The following is a 17,119-nucleotide window of genomic DNA, read 5'->3' as shown; positions in this document are numbered from 1 at the left end:
TCGAATCATAATATACGCGCTGCTTTTTTATAAAGATTATATTCGTCATGACCTTTCTGGAAAATCATATATATCTTGCTTCTCATAGCCTTCGCAGACGAGAATTACTAAAACAAATTGGAGTAAAATATAAAGTATTATTATTGCGTGAAACACTGTGTCGTCCTCCTGACATTGATGAAACACCCTTATCGAATGAGGCACCGATAGACTATGTTTACCGTATTACTCATATCAAGGCTGAAGAAGGATGGAAACGATTAATGCAGCGTAAATTACCCTTATTACCTATGTTAGTAGCGGATACGGTAATAGCGCTTGACGGATATATTCTTGGCAAGCCAAGGAATATGGCTCATGCAGAAGAAATGTTGTGGGCACTTTCTGGACGCACTCACCAGGTACTGACTGCAATAGCCGTCATAATTAAAAATGAATTACAAGTTCGTTTATCAACCACTACAGTACGATTTCGTGAAATTGGAAAACGTGAGATTCGCAGCTGTCTTGCCAATAACAAAATATATGACATGGCCGGTGCTTATGCAATTCAAGGTATAGCATCTGCATTTATAGTTGAAATATCGGGTAGTTATAGCGGGGTAATGGGATTGCCATTATTTGAAACTGCACAACTATTAGAAGAATCCGGAATAGAAATATTTCCATAAACCAGTACTCGTTAAGTCTTGAACTATACTTTTTATGAGTAATGAAATTCTTGTCAATATCACACCACAGGAAACACGCGTTGCCATCATCGAGCAAGGTGTAACACAAGAGTTACATATTGAACGCATCAGTGGCCAAGGTATTGTCGGTAATATATATAATGGCCGAGTCAGCCGTGTACTGCCTGGAATGCAGTCAGCATTTGTGGATATTGGCTTGGATCGTGCAGCTTTTTTACATATTGCGGATATCTGGGGATCAGATCAAAACAAGCAGTCTATAAAATCAATTGAAAAGTTGCTACACGCAGGAAGCAATATTCTTGTTCAGGTGATCAAAGATGCCATTAGTACTAAAGGTGCACGACTTTCTACTCAAATTAGTCTAGCCGGACGCATGCTGGTTTATCTTCCGCAGGAATCTCATATCGGTATCTCCCAGCGTATAGAAAATGATGATGAACGCGAATTATTACGAGAAAAGCTAGAACATGTACTGCCTCGTGATGAGAAAGGTGGTTATATCATTCGGACAATGGCCGAGGCAGCAAATGAGAGTGATCTGCGTGCAGATATTGAGTATCTGCATAAGCTGTGGCACGATATCCAACGGAAATCCTTAATTGTTACCGCACCAGTATTGCTTTACCAGGACCTAGATCTCAGCCACCGTGTGTTACGTGATTTTGTAAATGATGATACTAAGCGGATTTACGTGGATTCCCGTGAAAATCATCAAAAGCTGGTTATATTTGCCCGAAGTTATATGATTAATTTAGCGGAGCGCATCGCCCTTTATACTGGAGAAAGGCCGTTATTTGACTTATATGGCGTAGAAGATGAAATTGAAAAATCTTTAGCAAAACGCGTAAACTTAAAATCGGGTGGATACCTTATTATTGACCAGACCGAGGCCTTGACCACCATGGATGTCAATACTGGCGGTTTTGTCGGGGTACGAAGTTTTGATGACACAATCTTCAAAACGAATCTAGAGGCAGCCCAGGTCATTGCTCGCCAACTACGTCTACGTAATCTGGGTGGGATTATCATTATCGATTTTATCGATATGGATAATGAGGAACATAAAAATGCGGTGTTAAGCGAGTTCAATAAGGCTTTAATGAAAGACCGAACACGCATGACTATAAACGGATTTACTACGCTCGGTTTAATTGAAATGACCCGAAAACGTATTCGCGAAAGTTTGAATCAGGTCCTGTGCGAATCTTGTCCAACCTGCCAGGGACGAGGGAAAATTAGAACAGCGCAAACCATTTGTTACGAGATCCTACGTGAATTACTGCGTGAATCGCGTCAATTTGATGCAAATGAATTTCGTATTCTCGCTTCTCAGCAAGTCATTGATTTATTTCTTGATGAAGAATCTCAAAGCCTGGCTCAGCTCGGTGATTTTATCGCGAAACCGATCAGTCTACAGGTAGAAGAATCTTATACACAAGAGCAATATGATGTCATCCTCATGTAATATAACAGCAATTAGCTAAAGCGTTATATCACGCACATATATTTAACATGATAATTATTTCTGTAAGCAATATCAAAAAAGTAGTGAATAAATTTCATTAAATCGTATTTTAAGTCGGCTCTATCTAGAATCTGAAAGAGGCCTTTGCAAAACCCCAATAGTTGGAAAGACAATCCTTTATAATCAATGAGTTGAAATTTCTAGCAAGGGCTTTTGCAAAAGTTTTTGAAAATATAGCACCTGACCAAGGTGGCTTGGGTGAAAAAAATTAACTCAGTTGAAATGATTGCTCCTACTTGCAATAACCATTCTTCTTGAACCAGAGTATCGCATCTCTAAGAGCTTCAATCGCGGGCCGATGTTGATAGCCTAATTCACGCTCAGCCTTTTTACTAGTGAAAAACATAATTTTTTTGGCCATACGAATACTGTCTACTGTAGCACGTGGCTCAGTATGCGTAATCATTGAAATTCTTTCCATTATCCAGGCGGTGGGTAACATGAAATTTAATGGTAAATTAATTCGCTTTAAGCGTTTATCATTAATCTCATCTATTGCTTGCAATATCTGTAGCAATGTCATGTTATCTCCCCCTAGAATATAACGTTCGCCGGGTTTTCCATATTTAAAGGCTAACAGATGTCCATATGCAATATCATCAGCATGGGCAACATTTAAACCGGTATTTACATAGGCAGGCATCTTGCCAAGCAGTGTATCCAGCACAATGCGTCCAGTTGGTGTGGGTCTAACATCTCGTGGCCCTATCGGCGTAGATGGATTTACAATAACCAAAGATAATGCCAGTTCATCCGTAAGTTGTTTGACAGCTTGTTCAGCCAGAAACTTTGAGCGTTTGTAATGTCCCGCTATCATTGCAAGACTAGAAGGCGTTTCTTCATTCGCCGGTACCCCCCCGTGATTCAGTCCTAATACAGCTACACTGCTAGTATAGACGATACGTTTTACACCGGCTTCAACAGCCGCTAATATTAATGCGCGAGTTCCTTTGACATTGATGTCATACATGATCTCGGGATCAGGTACCCAGAGTCGATAATCCGCAGCAACATGAAATAGGTTATCGCAACCCACAGTAGCGCGTTTTAACGATACAGAATCACGTAGGTCTCCTTCAACGATTTCAATCGGTAGTTTCCCAAGATTACGCCGATCACTCTTTGGTCTAACTAATACTCTAACTTCATGACCCGCTGCCAGCAAACAATGCATGACAGCTGAGCCAAGGAAACCAGTTGCCCCAGTAACCAATGATTTCATAATAAGGTAATATCCTCATGTTTCATTATACTAATTGGCTCCTGAGTTATTAGCATCAAAAGGCTAACTGGATTTAACGCTTTTCGAATATCTAAATAGTAAAAACAAGCATATTTCCAAAGTATGATGATCAATAGTAGAATATTTCTGGCGAGGGATTTTTCAAAAACCTCTCTTAATGAATTTGTACTTAAAAAAACAAACTTTCTCTGTTTAATTTCTTCAATACAGTAACATTCTAATCATGCATTTTTATAATCGCTTAGAAAGCTCAATCAAACTCGTATCAGGTAAATTTCTAGACATTATATTAAAAAGCATATTTAAAATTAGATTATAATTTGCAAATAAGCTTGTAGTTAAGATTGTTGCTTTAACACTACCACGCGTAATCTTAACTTGTCTTGCCTCATTGAAGTCACGGTGTTGATTAATCTTGTTCAGCGTTAGAATCGCCATTCCCAACGCCCATAGACAAAATCGCCGCACTCCCTTTTCCTCTGGGGGAATCATGCAGGTATAAGCAAGCGCATTCTGTAAGTGTTGCCTGGCTACACCAAGCAATACACCTAACCCAGCCTGGAATCTTTCATCAGAGCTGCCGGGTCGTAATTGGCTCAAATCAAATCCTTCCTTAAGGAAAATATCTTGCGGTAGCCAGCATGCACCCCGTCTTCTATCATCCCATATATCCTTAAGAATATTGGTCATTTGCAGACCCTGGCCAAATGATACAGCCAACTCCATTAAAGCCGGTTTATTTCGGTTTATTTTTTCTGAATAATCACAAAATAATTCCGTGAGCATTTCTCCCACAACGCCAGCAACATAATAACAATATTGATTTAACGCCGATAAATCCTTTAATCCTGCTAGCGTTTCCGTATCCTGATAATCAGCCATGCCGCGTCCCATAATACGAATACAGCGCTCTAATGCCACGCGCTGGCTGGCATTAAAACTATGTGTAACACGAATAATAGCGGGCGTATTTTTTATTAATTCGTGTTCAGCCGGAATAGTGTGGTCAGAAAGAAGTGGAAATAATTCTTCAACAAATTCTTCCGCTGCAATATTTCCACAAACAACCTCAATAAATACATTTGAAAGCCTGCGAGTTTGTTCCGGCGTTAATGCATTATCATCCTCTATCGTATCTGCAATGCGGCACAACAGATAAGCGTTTCCGATCACTCGACTCAGTGCTTCTGGCAATTGTGGAATGGTTAAAGCAAATGTGCGTGAGACACCCTGCAGAATGTAATCCTGATATTGTTCATCTTTAAAACTAGAATAGCTTGTCATTTACAGATATGAGCGTCAATCAATATCGCATGTTACTATAACTAAAGACACCGAGACACTCTCTTTCTGTATATCAGCGTGTAATCCTAGTGAGTAACAGCTATTCTTCGTTATTCCATTATTACTCGATGGAAATATCGGATTAAGGGAGTATTTTCTCAGCAGCCATTAACTGATCTACCGATTCACGTTCACGAATAAGATAAATATTATTATCGTCCACCATCACTTCAGCAGCGCGAGGGCGAGTATTGTAATTTGAGCTCATGCTCATGCCGTAGGCACCTGCGGACATGACAGCAAGTAAATCTCCGCTTGCCAGAGTCAGTTTCCGGTTATGTCCAAGAAAATCACCTGTCTCACAGACTGGACCCACTATTTGATAATTAGAGACAGTTCCTTTACCCTTAATAACCGGTAATATCTCATGATAAGCATTATAGAAAGCTGGACGCATGAGATCATTCATGGCAGCATCAACGATAGCAAAATTACGTTCTGGGGTATGTTTAAGGTATTCTACCCGAGTAAGCAACAAGCCAGAATTACCTACCAGCGAACGTCCTGGCTCAATTAGGATACGTTTCTTACGCTGACCGATACTGGCGCATAAAGCTGAAACATAGTCCTTTATGGACGGTGGGGTTTCATCAGCATAACGAATACCCAATCCACCGCCAAGATCCAGATGATTAATTTGTAAACCCTGCTTCTCCAGGCGATCCACTAAATCAAACATTTTTTTACGTGCCTGAACGAATGGATCCAGATCGGTTAGCTGAGACCCAATATGACAATCCAGTCCCATAAAATTTATATGAGAGAATTGCTTGGCAGAACTATAGAGTCTTTCCGCTTCATTGATCGGTATTCCAAACTTGTTTTCTTTTAAACCGGTAGAAATATAGGGATGTGTTTTCGCATCAACATCAGGATTGACTCGTAAACTCACGGGTGCAGTTTTATGCATTTCACTGGCTACCTGATTCAATAACAATAACTCTGCTTCAGACTCCACATTGAAACAAAGAATATCAGCAGTCAGTGCCATACGCATTTCATCAATCTTCTTACCGACACCTGAAAACACAACTTTCCGTGGATCTCCGCCTGCTTTAAGAACGCGCTGTAATTCTCCACCAGAAACAATATCGAAGCCGCTGCCTAAACGGGCAAACAAGTTAAGAACGGCAATATTGGAATTCGCTTTGACCGCATAACAAATAAGATGCGCATGTGAAGTAAACGCAGAATCAAATTCTTGATAAGCCCTCGTTAATGCTGAGCGCGAATAAATATAACAAGGCGTTCCATACTCATGGGCAATCTGTTGCAAAGAAATCGATTCGGCATAAAGCTCATTATTACGATAAATAAAAGATGAGAAACCACTCATTAATTTTCCTTCGGATCCTGTGAAACATGAGACAACGCGTTATCTTGCGGTAGATAAAGTGGCGCTTTCAAGCCACAGGCACTCAGTAATAATATTAATAAAAAAACGGTACAGAACATGCGCATAAAAGGATCGTCAAATCTATAAATATCAGGATATTAACATAAGTGCATCTCGCCGCAGCGATACATAAAACTAATTATCTGTAACAGATTGGGCAGATAGTTTTCGATTAGCTACTTCCTTAGTAAGCCAGTCTAGCAAATTATCGAGCAACTCATTCGTTCCTTCAGTCAAGGCCGTTACAGCTCCTGTGGCATCCGGAGTAAGCGCGGTTATATTTATATGAAAACGGTGTTGAGCCAGTATTAAACGGGTACGCTGCTCAATCAGATGGGCACGCAGGCTAATTACAACATGACTGTTATCAGCAGCATCAAAAACCTGAGAGAATTCTTCAAGTTCGGTGTACAGCCCATAATCAGCCTTTGCGCTATTCTTATCCCTTATGACTTTATTATCAGTGTCAGTAACAATACGACTTCTCATTCTCTCTGTGAGTAAAACCGCAGGCGCAGCAATCCAGCGACTATAAGCATATGCATATGATTGTGAGGAATTATGATAAGCAAAACGATATCGTATTGCCTGACTATCAAGCCATATCGGCGATATCACTTCTGCTACTAGCAAGTTTACTGTTTCTACACGTGATGATTTGACTGCATCAGCAACATGCGGCGAATGGACCAATCCAAGATCATAAATCGCGACAGGAACTTCCGATCGGGGCCCCACAGCGCATCCTGAAAGCAGCAACATAATCAATATAAGAATTTTTCTCATTAGCTGTCGCTTAGGGTGATATAAAGCCATATTCTCCCGGACCTGGCAGCGGCGGGGGGCTACCAAATAATAAGCTTTGTGGGTTTTCCTCCACCTGGCGAAGAACGCGATCTAAATTATAAGTGCTGCGTGTCACTCCATCACTTATTTTATGAAGCTCTGGAATGGCAGCAGCAAGCTCTTCAGTACTTTGAGACAGGTTATCCATAATTCCTCCCTGCTGATTAACTCTCGCTGTAATATGACGAATCTCAAGCAACAATTGATCAAGATGGCCTACAACCGACTCTGTTTCTGTAGTTAAGCCTGAAAATGACTTAAATACAGGCTGTAATTGCTTAGCAGTCTCATCAAACTGGCCCGTTGCTTTTTCTATATTTTTCAAAATATTCGAAAATTGCGCTTGATTTTTTTCGCTCAATAACAGATGCATTTTTTTTACCAATTCGTTTACATTACTCAGTAAGTCTTGCCCAGAGCCCGCGACTTCCTCAAATAATGAGCGGCGCATTGGAATCTGTGCATCATGTTGTAATCGTTCAGGTTCGCTCCCGTCATCATTCAATTGGACATAAGCTAATCCAGTCACACCTTGATAGCCAAGCTGGGCATATACACTCTTGGTAAGCATAATATTTTCATCTACTGAGATATTAATCAGAATCTGGTTTAAATTATCCGGATTAAAACGAATACTTTCTACTTTACCAATATTGACCCCGCGATAATGTACTGCTGCCTGGGAATTAAGTCCTGTGACTGATTCATTTGTTACCACAAGATAATCACTCCGCTTGATAACATCTCCATTGAACCATGTAGCAACGAACATTGCAGCTACACTTAGGGAAATCACAAATAAGCCCGCTACCAGGGCGTGCGCACGATTTTCCATGATATCTCTCTTTTTGTTTACTATTTTCTATTGTGAGTCTACTCTATACAGTCTTAAAGAAGCTATTAATGAATGGATGTTGATGGTGGCGTATGTCCTGTAGATTGCCTATTGCCACGATTTGTTGATCAGCTAATACTGCTATACGATTCGATAAGGCAGATAATGTTTCCAGATCGTGTGTCACCATGACAATAGTCAGATTCATTTCGGCACGTAAAGCAAGTATCAGCTTCACAAAACCTTCGCTAAGCTCAGGATCTAACCCTGCAGTTGGCTCATCAAGAAATAACAACTCTGGATCTAATGCCAAAGCGCGTGCCAACGCGACTCGTTTAACCATCCCGCCGGAAAGATTTGCAGGCATTTTATTTGCATGCTGTGACCCAATGGCAACCATATCAAGTTTGAACATAACCAGGTCACGTATCATTCGTTCATCTAAAGTGCGAAGTTCACGCAATGGCAGTGCAACATTATCAAACACAGATAAGGCACTAAATAGAGCACCTTGTTGGAATAACACTCCCGATCGATTACGGATATTTCTCAGCAGGTCAAAATCACAATCACATCTGGAGGCACCAAAAACCCTTATATTGCCCTTACTTGGCCTTTCTAAACCCAGCATCTGTCGTAGTAATGTTGTTTTCCCACTACCAGAACCGCCAACCAATGTCAGTACCTCGTGATAATGCACGCATAGATTAATATCCCGATGAACTACCAGTTGACCAAAGCGAGTATGTAATGCTTCAATTTCAATGATACAGTTTTGAGCAATCATCTCCTTATAGAAGCCCGACATCTGAAAATACAATAGCAAAAATTGCATCAATAATGATAACAACAGTGATTGCTGTGACGACTGAATTAGTCGTACCCTCACCCAAGCTCTCGGTATTAGGTTTGATTCTTAAGCCGAAATGACAAGCTATCAATGCAATTACCATACCGCAAACAGCTCCTTTTCCTAATCCTAGCCATAAATTAGCTGTTGGCACTGCATCTGGTAATGCTGTTAAGAAATATTGATAGCTCAATCCTAGTTGTAATTCCGCCGCCACTATGCCACCCATTAGTGCAACAGCGCTGGTCCATAATACTAACAATGGCATTGCAATACCTAATCCTAATACTTTTGGCAATACCAAGCGTTGGCTATGAGAAATACCCATCACCGTCAGTGCATCCAATTCCTCGGTTACTCTCATAACGCCTAATTGTGCGGTCATAGAAGAGCCGGAACGCCCTGCTACCAGAATTGCGGCAAGCAAAGGACCTAGTTCTCGGATAATACTGATACCCAGAATATTAATAATAAAGATATCTGCTCCAAACATTTGTAATTGCTTGGAAGAAAGATAACTCAAGACGATACCAATAAGAAATCCTACCAATGCGGTAATACCCAATGCCTGTGCACCAGTGCGATATAAATTTGCAGAAATTTCACGCCAAGGAATATAGCGCGGATATTTGATCAGAAGCTTGGCACTCAGCAATAACTGACCGATTAGAATAACGATTCCAATCAGATGTTCCCATAGCAGTAGCGCGATTCTCCCTGATATCATGATGGGCCATAACAAATCATGAGATTTTGGTTTGTCGAAAGAAGCGGCCTGTTTCTCAAGTCGCTCAAACATTTTTTCCTGCTCTGGTCGCAATAATATGTGCATCGGACGCTGTGAATTCCAAGCGCGCCATAATAATATTACGCCCGCAGCGTCCATTTGTTTGATTTCAGTTAAATCCCAATATAAATCAGGATCATCAGCGTAATTACCAAGATCAATAATTAGTGTTTGTAGTTGTTTTCCAAGAGTAACTAAAGTAAAGTCCCCCGTGAGTATCAGGCGATTTACGCCGTCATCAGAAATGAATCGATACCAATGTGTGAAGGACTTATCAAGGCGAGTTGGCATCAATATCTTTTCCCGGCACTTTATGAGTTGATACCAAGGATTCCTTTTATCATTAAACAGATTGAACAGCTCGTATCATAAAAATGACTATAATTAACTTATTGCTGTTTAACACTACCTGAAATACCTATTTATCAGATAACTAGCCAATTAAGTGACTGTCAACTCATAGTCATACATTGCATTATCGGTAATCCCTTACCACTTAATCTGCTTGGGCCATTTTTTCCCGCGCTAACGCCGGACCCGTAGCAAAATAGCGTTTGATACCTGCGAACATAGCATCGGCCATCTTGTTTTGATAGGCGGCAGTTCTTAATTTTTCTTCTTCGTTCGGATTACTGAGAAAGGCTGTTTCAACTAAAATCGATGGAATGTCTGGCGATTTTAGTACGGCAAATCCAGCCTGCTCAACGTTTTTCTTATGCAGGTGATTAATACCACTAATTTCTTCAAGAACATGATCCGCAAGTTTAGCACTATCATTAATAGTAGCGTTTAACGATAAATCAATTAATAATTTTTGTATATCGGCAGGCTTAGAAGCGATATCAACACCACCCATTAAATCACCATCAACACTGTTTTCCTTTCTCGCTAACCAGCTAGCAGCGGTGGAAGTCGCACCATTCTGAGATAGCGTAAATACAGAAGAACCCCGTGCATGTGTTTTATGGAAAGCATCAGCATGAACCGATACAAATAGATCAGCATTAAAGCTACGTGCTTTATCACGTCGCATAGGCAATGAAATATAATAATCACTATCGCGTGTGAGGACTGCTCGCATATTCGGCTCTTTATCAATCCTGGCTTTAAGCTTTTTAGCAATCGCCAGGGTAATATCCTTTTCGTGCGTACCCTTATGACCAATTGCGCCCGGATCTTTACCACCATGGCCCGGATCAATAGCAACAATGATGGTTCGCGGCGAAGCTGGCTTACGGTTACTGACGACATAAGGCTTACGATGATTAATAATATCAGGTTTATGTTGATTGATGGTTTTAACGGTTTTATGCTGTCTTGATTCAGGGCTTTCCAAACTTTCCGATTCATTTGATCGAGTCAGCAAAACGATTAAATCATCCAGCGAATCCGTTTGAGCTACCTGTTGAGCTGCCTGATAAACATCAAGCACTAGTCTGTGACCAAAATTATCTATCGGCTCAAGTGTAAATGCTTGTGGCACAACATCTGTTTTAACATCGAGTACTAGCCGTAATATATGCGGTTTAAAACGCCCGATACGCGCCTTTTGAATAAGGGGGTCAGTTGCGTTAACTTGCCCCGGCAAGCTTTTCAGTACAGCTGTCAGTTCAATATCTTTTAAATCAATAACCACACGCTTTGGATTATCCAAGGTGAGGAGGGAATACTGGATCGGCAGGTTCGATTCCAATGTAAAGCGGGTACGTTCTGATGATTCCGACCAAACACGCACGGAATGAACTTCAGTAGCCGCAAATACGGTCTTACTGAATAAAAAAAACGACAATGCAACTGCAATTAGTAAATATGTTAGAAAAAAAGATGCTGCAGAAGGGAAATGATCAGCACGTGCCATTTTGATCAGAGATGCTCTGAATTCCGCCATTGTACCAAACATCGATTTCCTGCCTCCGTCCCTGTTTGAATTTTAATACTTCGGCCTGGCTCAGCAATACAGATAGAAAACTGTAAATCTGCAGTGGGCAACAGTTTACCTGCTTTTTCTGGCCATTCCACCAGACAAATTGAATTCGCATTAAAATATTCACGAAAACCCGCTTCTTCCCACTCTATTGGATCATTGAAACGATAAAAATCAAAGTGATAGAAGTATAACCGAGAAAATTTATAAATTTCAACTAAATTATATGTAGGACTCTTAACTATATCTTCGTAACCGAGTCCATGTAGAATACCACGTGCTAATGTTGTTTTACCCGCGCCAAGATTGCCATTTAGAAAAATAGTTAAACCTGCATGCAGAACTTTGGCAATTGCTGCGCCAAATTCCAGAGTTGCCATTTCATCAACAAGGTGGCATGTAGAATTCCGAGTCGAACTATAGTCGAACCCAATACGCTGAAAATTATGCAAGAAAACACCCCTTTAAATGTGTCATATGATTTTATATCTTTAGCAACCATTATTAAAGCCTGGGGTAGGGAACTGGGCTTCCAGGATATTCGAATTGCAGACGCTAATACAGATATGTCGCCTGTTGAATCGAATCTTTTAGAATGGTTAGACAAGGGTTATCACGGCGACATGGATTATATGGCAAAACATGGCGTTAAACGTACTCGCCCGTCAGAACTTGTGCCGGGAACACAACGTGTCATTTCCGTATGCATGAATTACACACCACCATTAGCAGAAAATAGTTGGGCTGTGATCAAATCAGGTGATCAGGCATTTATCTCTCGTTATGCATTGGGGCGCGATTATCATAAAGTATTGCGCGCACGATTACAAAAACTAGCCGATAAAATCGCGCAGGAAGTAACTCCATTTAATTATCGTGTATTTTCTGATAGTGCACCGGTCATGGAAGTAGAATGGGCCCAAAAATCTGGCCTGGGTTGGCGCGGAAAACACACCTTGTTACTTTCACGGGAAGCAGGTTCAATGTTCTTTTTAGGCGAGATATATACCGATTTGCCGCTACCTGTAGATGAAGCCATTGGAAGTTATTGCGGCACTTGCTCAAAATGTATTGATATTTGCCCGACACAAGCAATTATCGCACCTTATCAACTGGATGCCAGGCGCTGCATTTCCTATTTAACCATTGAGCTTAAAGGAAGTATTCCAGAAACACTACGTCCTTTAATTGGTAACCGAGTATATGGGTGTGATGATTGCCAATTAGTCTGTCCCTGGAATAAATTTGCCAAAATAACAAACGAAAATGACTTTTCCGTGCGGCACGGTTTAGATAATGCATCCCTGGTCGAATTATTCTCATGGAGCAAAGAAGAATTCGACCTGCGGCTCGCTGGTAGTCCGATTCGTCGTATTGGTCATAAACAGTGGTTACGGAATCTAGCAGTGGGCTTAGGCAATGCAGCCTCATCTCCAAAGATAATTAATGCATTGCGGGCCCGTCATGATGATGATTCGCCATTAGTCCGAGAGCACGTGCAGTGGGCATTACGACAACACAAATGAAAACAACTGCTCCGATATTTCTCATCAAATAGTATGAGGCACCGAAATAAACTATTTCCATCATTCACCACCCACGCAAATGAATCAGTTTGCATTTAAGGGGTACTATTGGCAATGCTGATTTCTATTGCTATACACGATATAGGCGGCGCGATCAAAAGATCGTGTCATCAATAACAGCGGTGCTATATAAGTACACTTTACATCCGCCATCAATTAATTGGCGTTTTTTTACTATAATCGTGATTCGAATTAACACAAAAAATAAATAGATTAAAAATACATGCAATGCTCTTTAACTCGGCAACCATCTCAAATTAACAATCATCCAAACAGGATAGGTATCATGAATATTGAACATCTTAACGCCAAGTACGGAATATCTGGTCAACTAAAATTTATCGAAGGTAAGGGTAGATTACCTATGATACGGGTCAGTAGTAGCAAAGCCAGCGCACTCATTTCTATCCATGCCGGTCAAGTTTTGTCCTTTCAGCCTGCCGGTGAACCTGATGATTTAATGTTCTTGAGTGAAAAGGCTTATTATCAGGTGGGAAAGGCCATTAAAGGCGGGGCGCCTATCTGCTGGCCGTGGTTTGGCTCGGATCCGGAAGAATTGGGGCGCCCGGGACATGGTTTTGTACGTAATCGACTCTGGAATGTTGTGAAAACTGAGATAACCACAAATGGCGATCTGAGTATAACGCTCGGCTTAGTGGACACACCTGAAACCCAGGTTATCTGGCCACATGCTTTTTCCTTAACACAAGAAATTACGATTGGAGATACTCTAAATTTAGAGCTAGTCACGCGCAACACAGGGACAGAGTCATTCTTTATTACACAGGCATTTCATACTTATTTCAGGGTTGGAAATATACACCAGGCAGTCGTATTGGGCCTGGAAGGCCATGAGTATATCGATAAGGTTGATAGCAGCAGGCAAAAAAAACAAGTAGGGGCTGTCGCAATTAATACCGAGGTGGATCGCATCTATCTTGATGTTCTCAATAAACTGGTTATTGAAGATATTGCCTTAAAACGTCGTATACAGATTACATCAAGCGGCAATAAAACAGCAGTAGTATGGAACCCATGGAAAGAAATAGCCGTTGAGATGGCCGATTTACAAGATATGGATTACCAACATCTGCTGTGCGTCGAGACTACCAATGCTGCCACTGATGTGATAACAGTTACGCCCAATAATGAGTGCCGACTTGTTGCAAACTATCGCATCATACGGGATTAACTAAAGTGATCAAAACACTGCTTAGAGAAACCACAATACTTGATTGATAATATAAGAAAGACCGCTGCATAACTGTGTTTTTAAGCTGTTCTGATTACTTGCAGCATTGATAAATCAAACACTTAAAACCTTGCCCAGCCCGAGATAACCAGTTATGCAGCGGTCTTTAAGAGAAAATCCTGCATAACCAGTAAATAGGCTGCGAGTACGAGGCGTTTTCACCTCGTAGTCTATTTGAGACTTTTACAAAAGCCCTCGACAGAAGTTTTTTACTATTGATTATAAAGGGTTAATTTTTCAACTACTGGGGTTTTGTAAAGATCTCGATAAAATAGTTGCACCAACTGTGAATAATGAACAAATAAAAATAAACCCAAACAAGTTCCTGATAGGGAACTCAGTCACTGATTGATTCATGGCGTTTTCTCCCAATGACGGCCTGTTAAAACGGCAGGTTAAATTCTCATCCAGGGTTTTGAGCCGATATTCAAGTCAGATGGGATGTATTTCTTGAGGATAATTATTCCTTCAGATTATCTGCGCCACATTTTGTTCCAGAAAGACTTGTCGAATAGAGTACGGCACGATAATCTTGCCAGTTAAAATAGGGGCCCGGGTCCGTTTTACGACCAGGTGCAATATCAGCATGCCCGACAATATCTTTAATAGGATAGCGCTTGCACAAAGCATGCGTAAGAGTAACCAATCTTGTATACTGGACTTCAGTAAAGATAATTGTGTCACTCCCTTCAAGTTCTATGCCGATAGAAAAGTCATTGCAGCGATTTCTTCCTTGCCAGCATGATACACCTGCGTGCCAAGCCCGTTGAGTACAAGCAACAAACTGTATAATTAAGCCGTTACGGCGAATAAAGAAATGAGCTGAAACTCGGAGATCACACAAGCTCTGATAATAAGGATGTGTATCTGGGTTAATTTGATTGGTAAATAGCTCAATAACACCTTGACCTCCGAATTCATTAGGTGGCAGGCTGATGTTATGTATCACCAATAAACTAATATCACATCCTTCAGGTCGTTCATCGAAGTTAGGTGAAACAATAAGGCAAGCTTCATCCAAATAACCTGATGTGTCAATTTTCATTTATTAATTTTGAATTTTTCAGCATATTAACTTATACAGATAAGATTCGGAAATAGATAAATCGGTTGAGAAATTTTTATAGGATCATTTGCAGTATGAATCAAGGTCAGCTGATCACTCTTGAAGGCATAGATGGTGCAGGTAAAAGTACACAATTAACCTGGATAAAAGAGTTCTTACAACGCAGAGGAATAACTGTAATCACTACACGGGAACCCGGAGGAACCTCTCTTGGTGAAGAACTACGTGCTATTCTGCTTGATAATAATTTAACCATACATCCTGAAACGGAGACATTATTGATGTTTGCAGCACGACGCGAACATCTGGACAAAGTTATACTCCCCGCTCTGGAACGAGGCGATTGGGTAGTGTCAGATCGATTTACCGATGCCAGTTTTGCCTATCAGGGCGGGGGAAGACAGGTAAAAAAAATCAAGCTAGAGGTATTGGAACAGTGGATACAAGGCAGGATGCAACCCGATTTAACGTTATACTTTGATGTGCCAGTCGAATTAGGTAGACAGCGAATCGGTGCTATCAATTCAACTGATCGTTTTGAAAAAGAACAGGGAGATTTCTTCAATCGTGTACGAGCAGTCTACCTTCAAAGGGCTCATGAGTTTCCTGACCGCATATACCGTATCGATGCAAGTCAATCGTTTAATGAAGTACAAGCCGCTATAAGGCGAATTCTGGAAACAACTCTATTTTCTGAGCCTAATGCATAATATCTATATCTGGCAGCAAGCGATTTGGCAGCGCCTGATGCAGAATCATAGTTTTCGGAATCAGGCATTATTACTCAAAGGAAAAAAAGGAATTGGCAAATTTAGATTTGCTCATAACCTGGCTAAATCATTATTGTGCAGAAACCTATCTGCTCATAATGGAGCCTGCCAAAAATGTATTAGTTGTAACTGGTTTGAGCAAAGTGAGCACCCGAACTTTTATCAGATAGCACCAGAATCAATTTCAGAATCATCTGAGGGCAACATAGAAAAGATAGAAACTGAAAATATAACCAACAGCAAAAAACTCAAGAAAAAAAATAGCCAGCAAATTGGTGTCGAACAGATTCGTATGCTGACCGATTTTGTATATATGACAGGCCATCAGAGTGGTTTCAAAATTATTTTGATTTATCCAGCAGAAACAATGAATCTCGCAGCGGCCAGCGCTTTATTAAAAAAACTGGAAGAGCCGCCTCCACAAATACTATTTATTTTGGTGACACACCGTCCACAATATTTATTGCCGACTATACGCAGCCGTTGCCAGCAGATTGCAATGCCTAGCCCTGACATTGCAACCGCAACGGCATGGCTCAAACAACAAGGAGTTAATGAACCTGCCGCTTGCCTTGCCGCCGCTAGTTTTGCGCCTCTGTCGGCATTAGCATTTAATACAGATGATTACGTTATACAACATGAACAATTTATCGAACAAATCAGCACACCCAGGCATCTAAATCCAGTCCTGCTGGCAGAAACAATGCAACAATTGGAGCTATCAACAGTCGTCGGCTGGTTACAAAAATGGTGCTACGATTTAATGAATTTTCATACAACCGGAGAAGTTCGCTACTATTTAAACCACTGTCCTGTTGTTAAGGAATTATCTTCTACAGTGGATCCAAAAAAACTGATGGCTTATTCACGACGTTTAATTACAGCTCAACGCTTATCTCGTCATCCACTTAACTTTCGATTATTCTTGGAAGAAATATTAATCACTTATGCCATGTTATGGCATAAGTGATTAAAGTAGCATTTTCTACATGGTTGTAGA

Annotated in this window: 17 protein-coding genes; 6 read left to right on the top strand and 11 right to left on the bottom strand. The window is 40.8% G+C overall.

The features are described 5' to 3' along the window. Positions 1 to 47 precede the first annotated feature (47 nt). Both BUQ89_RS09200 and rng read left to right on the top strand, forming a co-directional pair. On the top strand, positions 48 to 671 hold the full coding sequence (locus tag BUQ89_RS09200; protein ID WP_028460525.1) for a Maf family protein: 624 nt from the start codon (positions 48 to 50) through the stop codon (positions 669 to 671). Between the two features lie 34 nt (positions 672 to 705). Beyond that, positions 706 to 2,160: a ribonuclease G gene (gene rng / locus BUQ89_RS09195; RefSeq protein WP_028460526.1), complete on the top strand. Its 1,455-nt coding sequence runs from the start codon at positions 706 to 708 to the stop codon at positions 2,158 to 2,160. A 292-nt stretch (positions 2,161 to 2,452) separates the two neighbouring features. Here the strand turns inward: rng and hpnA are convergent, their stop codons facing one another. The 10 genes from hpnA to tsaE all read right to left on the bottom strand — a co-directional run bounded on the left by hpnA (position 2,453) and on the right by tsaE (position 11,825). Beyond that, entirely contained in the window at positions 2,453 to 3,442 is a 990-nt protein-coding gene (gene hpnA, locus BUQ89_RS09190; RefSeq protein ID WP_028460527.1) for a hopanoid-associated sugar epimerase, read from the bottom strand. A gap of 252 nt (positions 3,443 to 3,694) precedes the next feature. Continuing rightward, positions 3,695 to 4,747: a phytoene/squalene synthase family protein gene (locus BUQ89_RS09185; protein ID WP_028460528.1), complete on the bottom strand. Its 1,053-nt coding sequence runs from the start codon at positions 4,745 to 4,747 to the stop codon at positions 3,695 to 3,697. Positions 4,748 to 4,889: 142 nt separating this feature from the next. After that, complete coding sequence (gene lysA / locus BUQ89_RS09180; RefSeq protein ID WP_028460529.1) at positions 4,890 to 6,143, bottom strand: diaminopimelate decarboxylase; 1,254 nt, start codon at positions 6,141 to 6,143, stop codon at positions 4,890 to 4,892. After that, positions 6,143 to 6,262, bottom strand: coding sequence for an LPS translocon maturation chaperone LptM (gene lptM, locus BUQ89_RS14240; protein ID WP_245813048.1), 120 nt, complete (start codon positions 6,260 to 6,262; stop codon positions 6,143 to 6,145). Before lptM ends, lysA begins: the two co-directional genes overlap by 1 nt. A gap of 76 nt (positions 6,263 to 6,338) precedes the next feature. Next, positions 6,339 to 6,989, bottom strand: a complete 651-nt coding sequence (locus BUQ89_RS09175) for an ABC-type transport auxiliary lipoprotein family protein (RefSeq protein ID WP_028460530.1) — start codon at positions 6,987 to 6,989, stop codon at positions 6,339 to 6,341. A 10-nt stretch (positions 6,990 to 6,999) separates the two neighbouring features. Then, entirely contained in the window at positions 7,000 to 7,884 is an 885-nt protein-coding gene (locus BUQ89_RS09170; protein WP_028460531.1) for an MlaD family protein, read from the bottom strand. A gap of 43 nt (positions 7,885 to 7,927) precedes the next feature. Next, complete coding sequence (locus BUQ89_RS09165; protein ID WP_051537464.1) at positions 7,928 to 8,671, bottom strand: ABC transporter ATP-binding protein; 744 nt, start codon at positions 8,669 to 8,671, stop codon at positions 7,928 to 7,930. Positions 8,672 to 8,675: 4 nt separating this feature from the next. Next, positions 8,676 to 9,812 (bottom strand): MlaE family ABC transporter permease, encoded by a 1,137-nt coding sequence (locus BUQ89_RS09160; RefSeq protein ID WP_028460532.1) that lies wholly within the window; start codon positions 9,810 to 9,812, stop codon positions 8,676 to 8,678. 205 nt (positions 9,813 to 10,017) lie between these two features. Next, a complete protein-coding gene (locus BUQ89_RS09155; protein ID WP_028460533.1) occupies positions 10,018 to 11,421 on the bottom strand; it encodes an N-acetylmuramoyl-L-alanine amidase in 1,404 nt (467 codons plus the stop codon). Beyond that, positions 11,385 to 11,825 (bottom strand): tRNA (adenosine(37)-N6)-threonylcarbamoyltransferase complex ATPase subunit type 1 TsaE, encoded by a 441-nt coding sequence (gene tsaE / locus BUQ89_RS09150; protein WP_051537458.1) that lies wholly within the window; start codon positions 11,823 to 11,825, stop codon positions 11,385 to 11,387. The genes BUQ89_RS09155 and tsaE overlap by 37 nt, the downstream gene beginning before the upstream one ends. A gap of 66 nt (positions 11,826 to 11,891) precedes the next feature. On the opposite strand from tsaE, the gene queG reads away from it, so the two are divergent. Further along, positions 11,892 to 12,971, top strand: a complete 1,080-nt coding sequence (queG, locus tag BUQ89_RS09145; RefSeq protein WP_028460535.1) for a tRNA epoxyqueuosine(34) reductase QueG — start codon at positions 11,892 to 11,894, stop codon at positions 12,969 to 12,971. A 346-nt stretch (positions 12,972 to 13,317) separates the two neighbouring features. Next, on the top strand, positions 13,318 to 14,223 hold the full coding sequence (locus BUQ89_RS09140; protein ID WP_028460536.1) for a D-hexose-6-phosphate mutarotase: 906 nt from the start codon (positions 13,318 to 13,320) through the stop codon (positions 14,221 to 14,223). A gap of 520 nt (positions 14,224 to 14,743) precedes the next feature. Here BUQ89_RS09140 and ampD read toward each other — a convergent pair. Then, positions 14,744 to 15,328, bottom strand: coding sequence for a 1,6-anhydro-N-acetylmuramyl-L-alanine amidase AmpD (gene ampD, locus BUQ89_RS09135; protein ID WP_051537459.1), 585 nt, complete (start codon positions 15,326 to 15,328; stop codon positions 14,744 to 14,746). Between the two features lie 95 nt (positions 15,329 to 15,423). Between ampD and tmk the strand changes: the two genes are divergently transcribed. Next, positions 15,424 to 16,059, top strand: coding sequence for a dTMP kinase (gene tmk, locus BUQ89_RS09130; protein WP_028460537.1), 636 nt, complete (start codon positions 15,424 to 15,426; stop codon positions 16,057 to 16,059). Further along, positions 16,052 to 17,089 carry a DNA polymerase III subunit delta' gene (gene holB, locus BUQ89_RS09125; RefSeq protein ID WP_028460538.1) on the top strand — a complete coding sequence of 346 codons (1,038 nt, stop codon included), beginning with the start codon at positions 16,052 to 16,054 and terminating at the stop codon, positions 17,087 to 17,089. The genes tmk and holB overlap by 8 nt, the downstream gene beginning before the upstream one ends. Positions 17,090 to 17,119: the final 30 nt, after the last annotated feature.

This window comes from Nitrosomonas cryotolerans ATCC 49181 (assembly GCF_900143275.1).
Lineage (GTDB): Bacteria > Pseudomonadota > Gammaproteobacteria > Burkholderiales > Nitrosomonadaceae > Nitrosomonas > Nitrosomonas cryotolerans.
The sequence above is the reverse complement of the archived record's forward strand: the minus strand, read 5'-3'. Positions and strand labels throughout refer to the sequence as shown.

What these genes read in the sequence shown, in the direction of transcription:
- BUQ89_RS09200 (WP_028460525.1), top strand. Translation starts at nt 48, where the DNA reads ATGACCTTTCTGGAAAATCATATATATCTTGCTTCTCATAGCCTTCGC.
- rng (WP_028460526.1), top strand. Translation starts at nt 706, where the DNA reads ATGAGTAATGAAATTCTTGTCAATATCACACCACAGGAAACACGCGTT.
- hpnA (WP_028460527.1), bottom strand. Translation starts at nt 3,442, where the DNA reads ATGAAATCATTGGTTACTGGGGCAACTGGTTTCCTTGGCTCAGCTGTC.
- BUQ89_RS09185 (WP_028460528.1), bottom strand. Translation starts at nt 4,747, where the DNA reads ATGACAAGCTATTCTAGTTTTAAAGATGAACAATATCAGGATTACATT.
- lysA (WP_028460529.1), bottom strand. Translation starts at nt 6,143, where the DNA reads ATGAGTGGTTTCTCATCTTTTATTTATCGTAATAATGAGCTTTATGCC.
- lptM (WP_245813048.1), bottom strand. Translation starts at nt 6,262, where the DNA reads ATGTTCTGTACCGTTTTTTTATTAATATTATTACTGAGTGCCTGTGGC.
- BUQ89_RS09175 (WP_028460530.1), bottom strand. Translation starts at nt 6,989, where the DNA reads ATGAGAAAAATTCTTATATTGATTATGTTGCTGCTTTCAGGATGCGCT.
- BUQ89_RS09170 (WP_028460531.1), bottom strand. Translation starts at nt 7,884, where the DNA reads ATGGAAAATCGTGCGCACGCCCTGGTAGCGGGCTTATTTGTGATTTCC.
- BUQ89_RS09165 (WP_051537464.1), bottom strand. Translation starts at nt 8,671, where the DNA reads ATGATTGCTCAAAACTGTATCATTGAAATTGAAGCATTACATACTCGC.
- BUQ89_RS09160 (WP_028460532.1), bottom strand. Translation starts at nt 9,812, where the DNA reads ATGCCAACTCGCCTTGATAAGTCCTTCACACATTGGTATCGATTCATT.
- BUQ89_RS09155 (WP_028460533.1), bottom strand. Translation starts at nt 11,421, where the DNA reads ATGTTTGGTACAATGGCGGAATTCAGAGCATCTCTGATCAAAATGGCA.
- tsaE (WP_051537458.1), bottom strand. Translation starts at nt 11,825, where the DNA reads ATGGCAACTCTGGAATTTGGCGCAGCAATTGCCAAAGTTCTGCATGCA.
- queG (WP_028460535.1), top strand. Translation starts at nt 11,892, where the DNA reads ATGCAAGAAAACACCCCTTTAAATGTGTCATATGATTTTATATCTTTA.
- BUQ89_RS09140 (WP_028460536.1), top strand. Translation starts at nt 13,318, where the DNA reads ATGAATATTGAACATCTTAACGCCAAGTACGGAATATCTGGTCAACTA.
- ampD (WP_051537459.1), bottom strand. Translation starts at nt 15,328, where the DNA reads ATGAAAATTGACACATCAGGTTATTTGGATGAAGCTTGCCTTATTGTT.
- tmk (WP_028460537.1), top strand. Translation starts at nt 15,424, where the DNA reads ATGAATCAAGGTCAGCTGATCACTCTTGAAGGCATAGATGGTGCAGGT.
- holB (WP_028460538.1), top strand. Translation starts at nt 16,052, where the DNA reads ATGCATAATATCTATATCTGGCAGCAAGCGATTTGGCAGCGCCTGATG.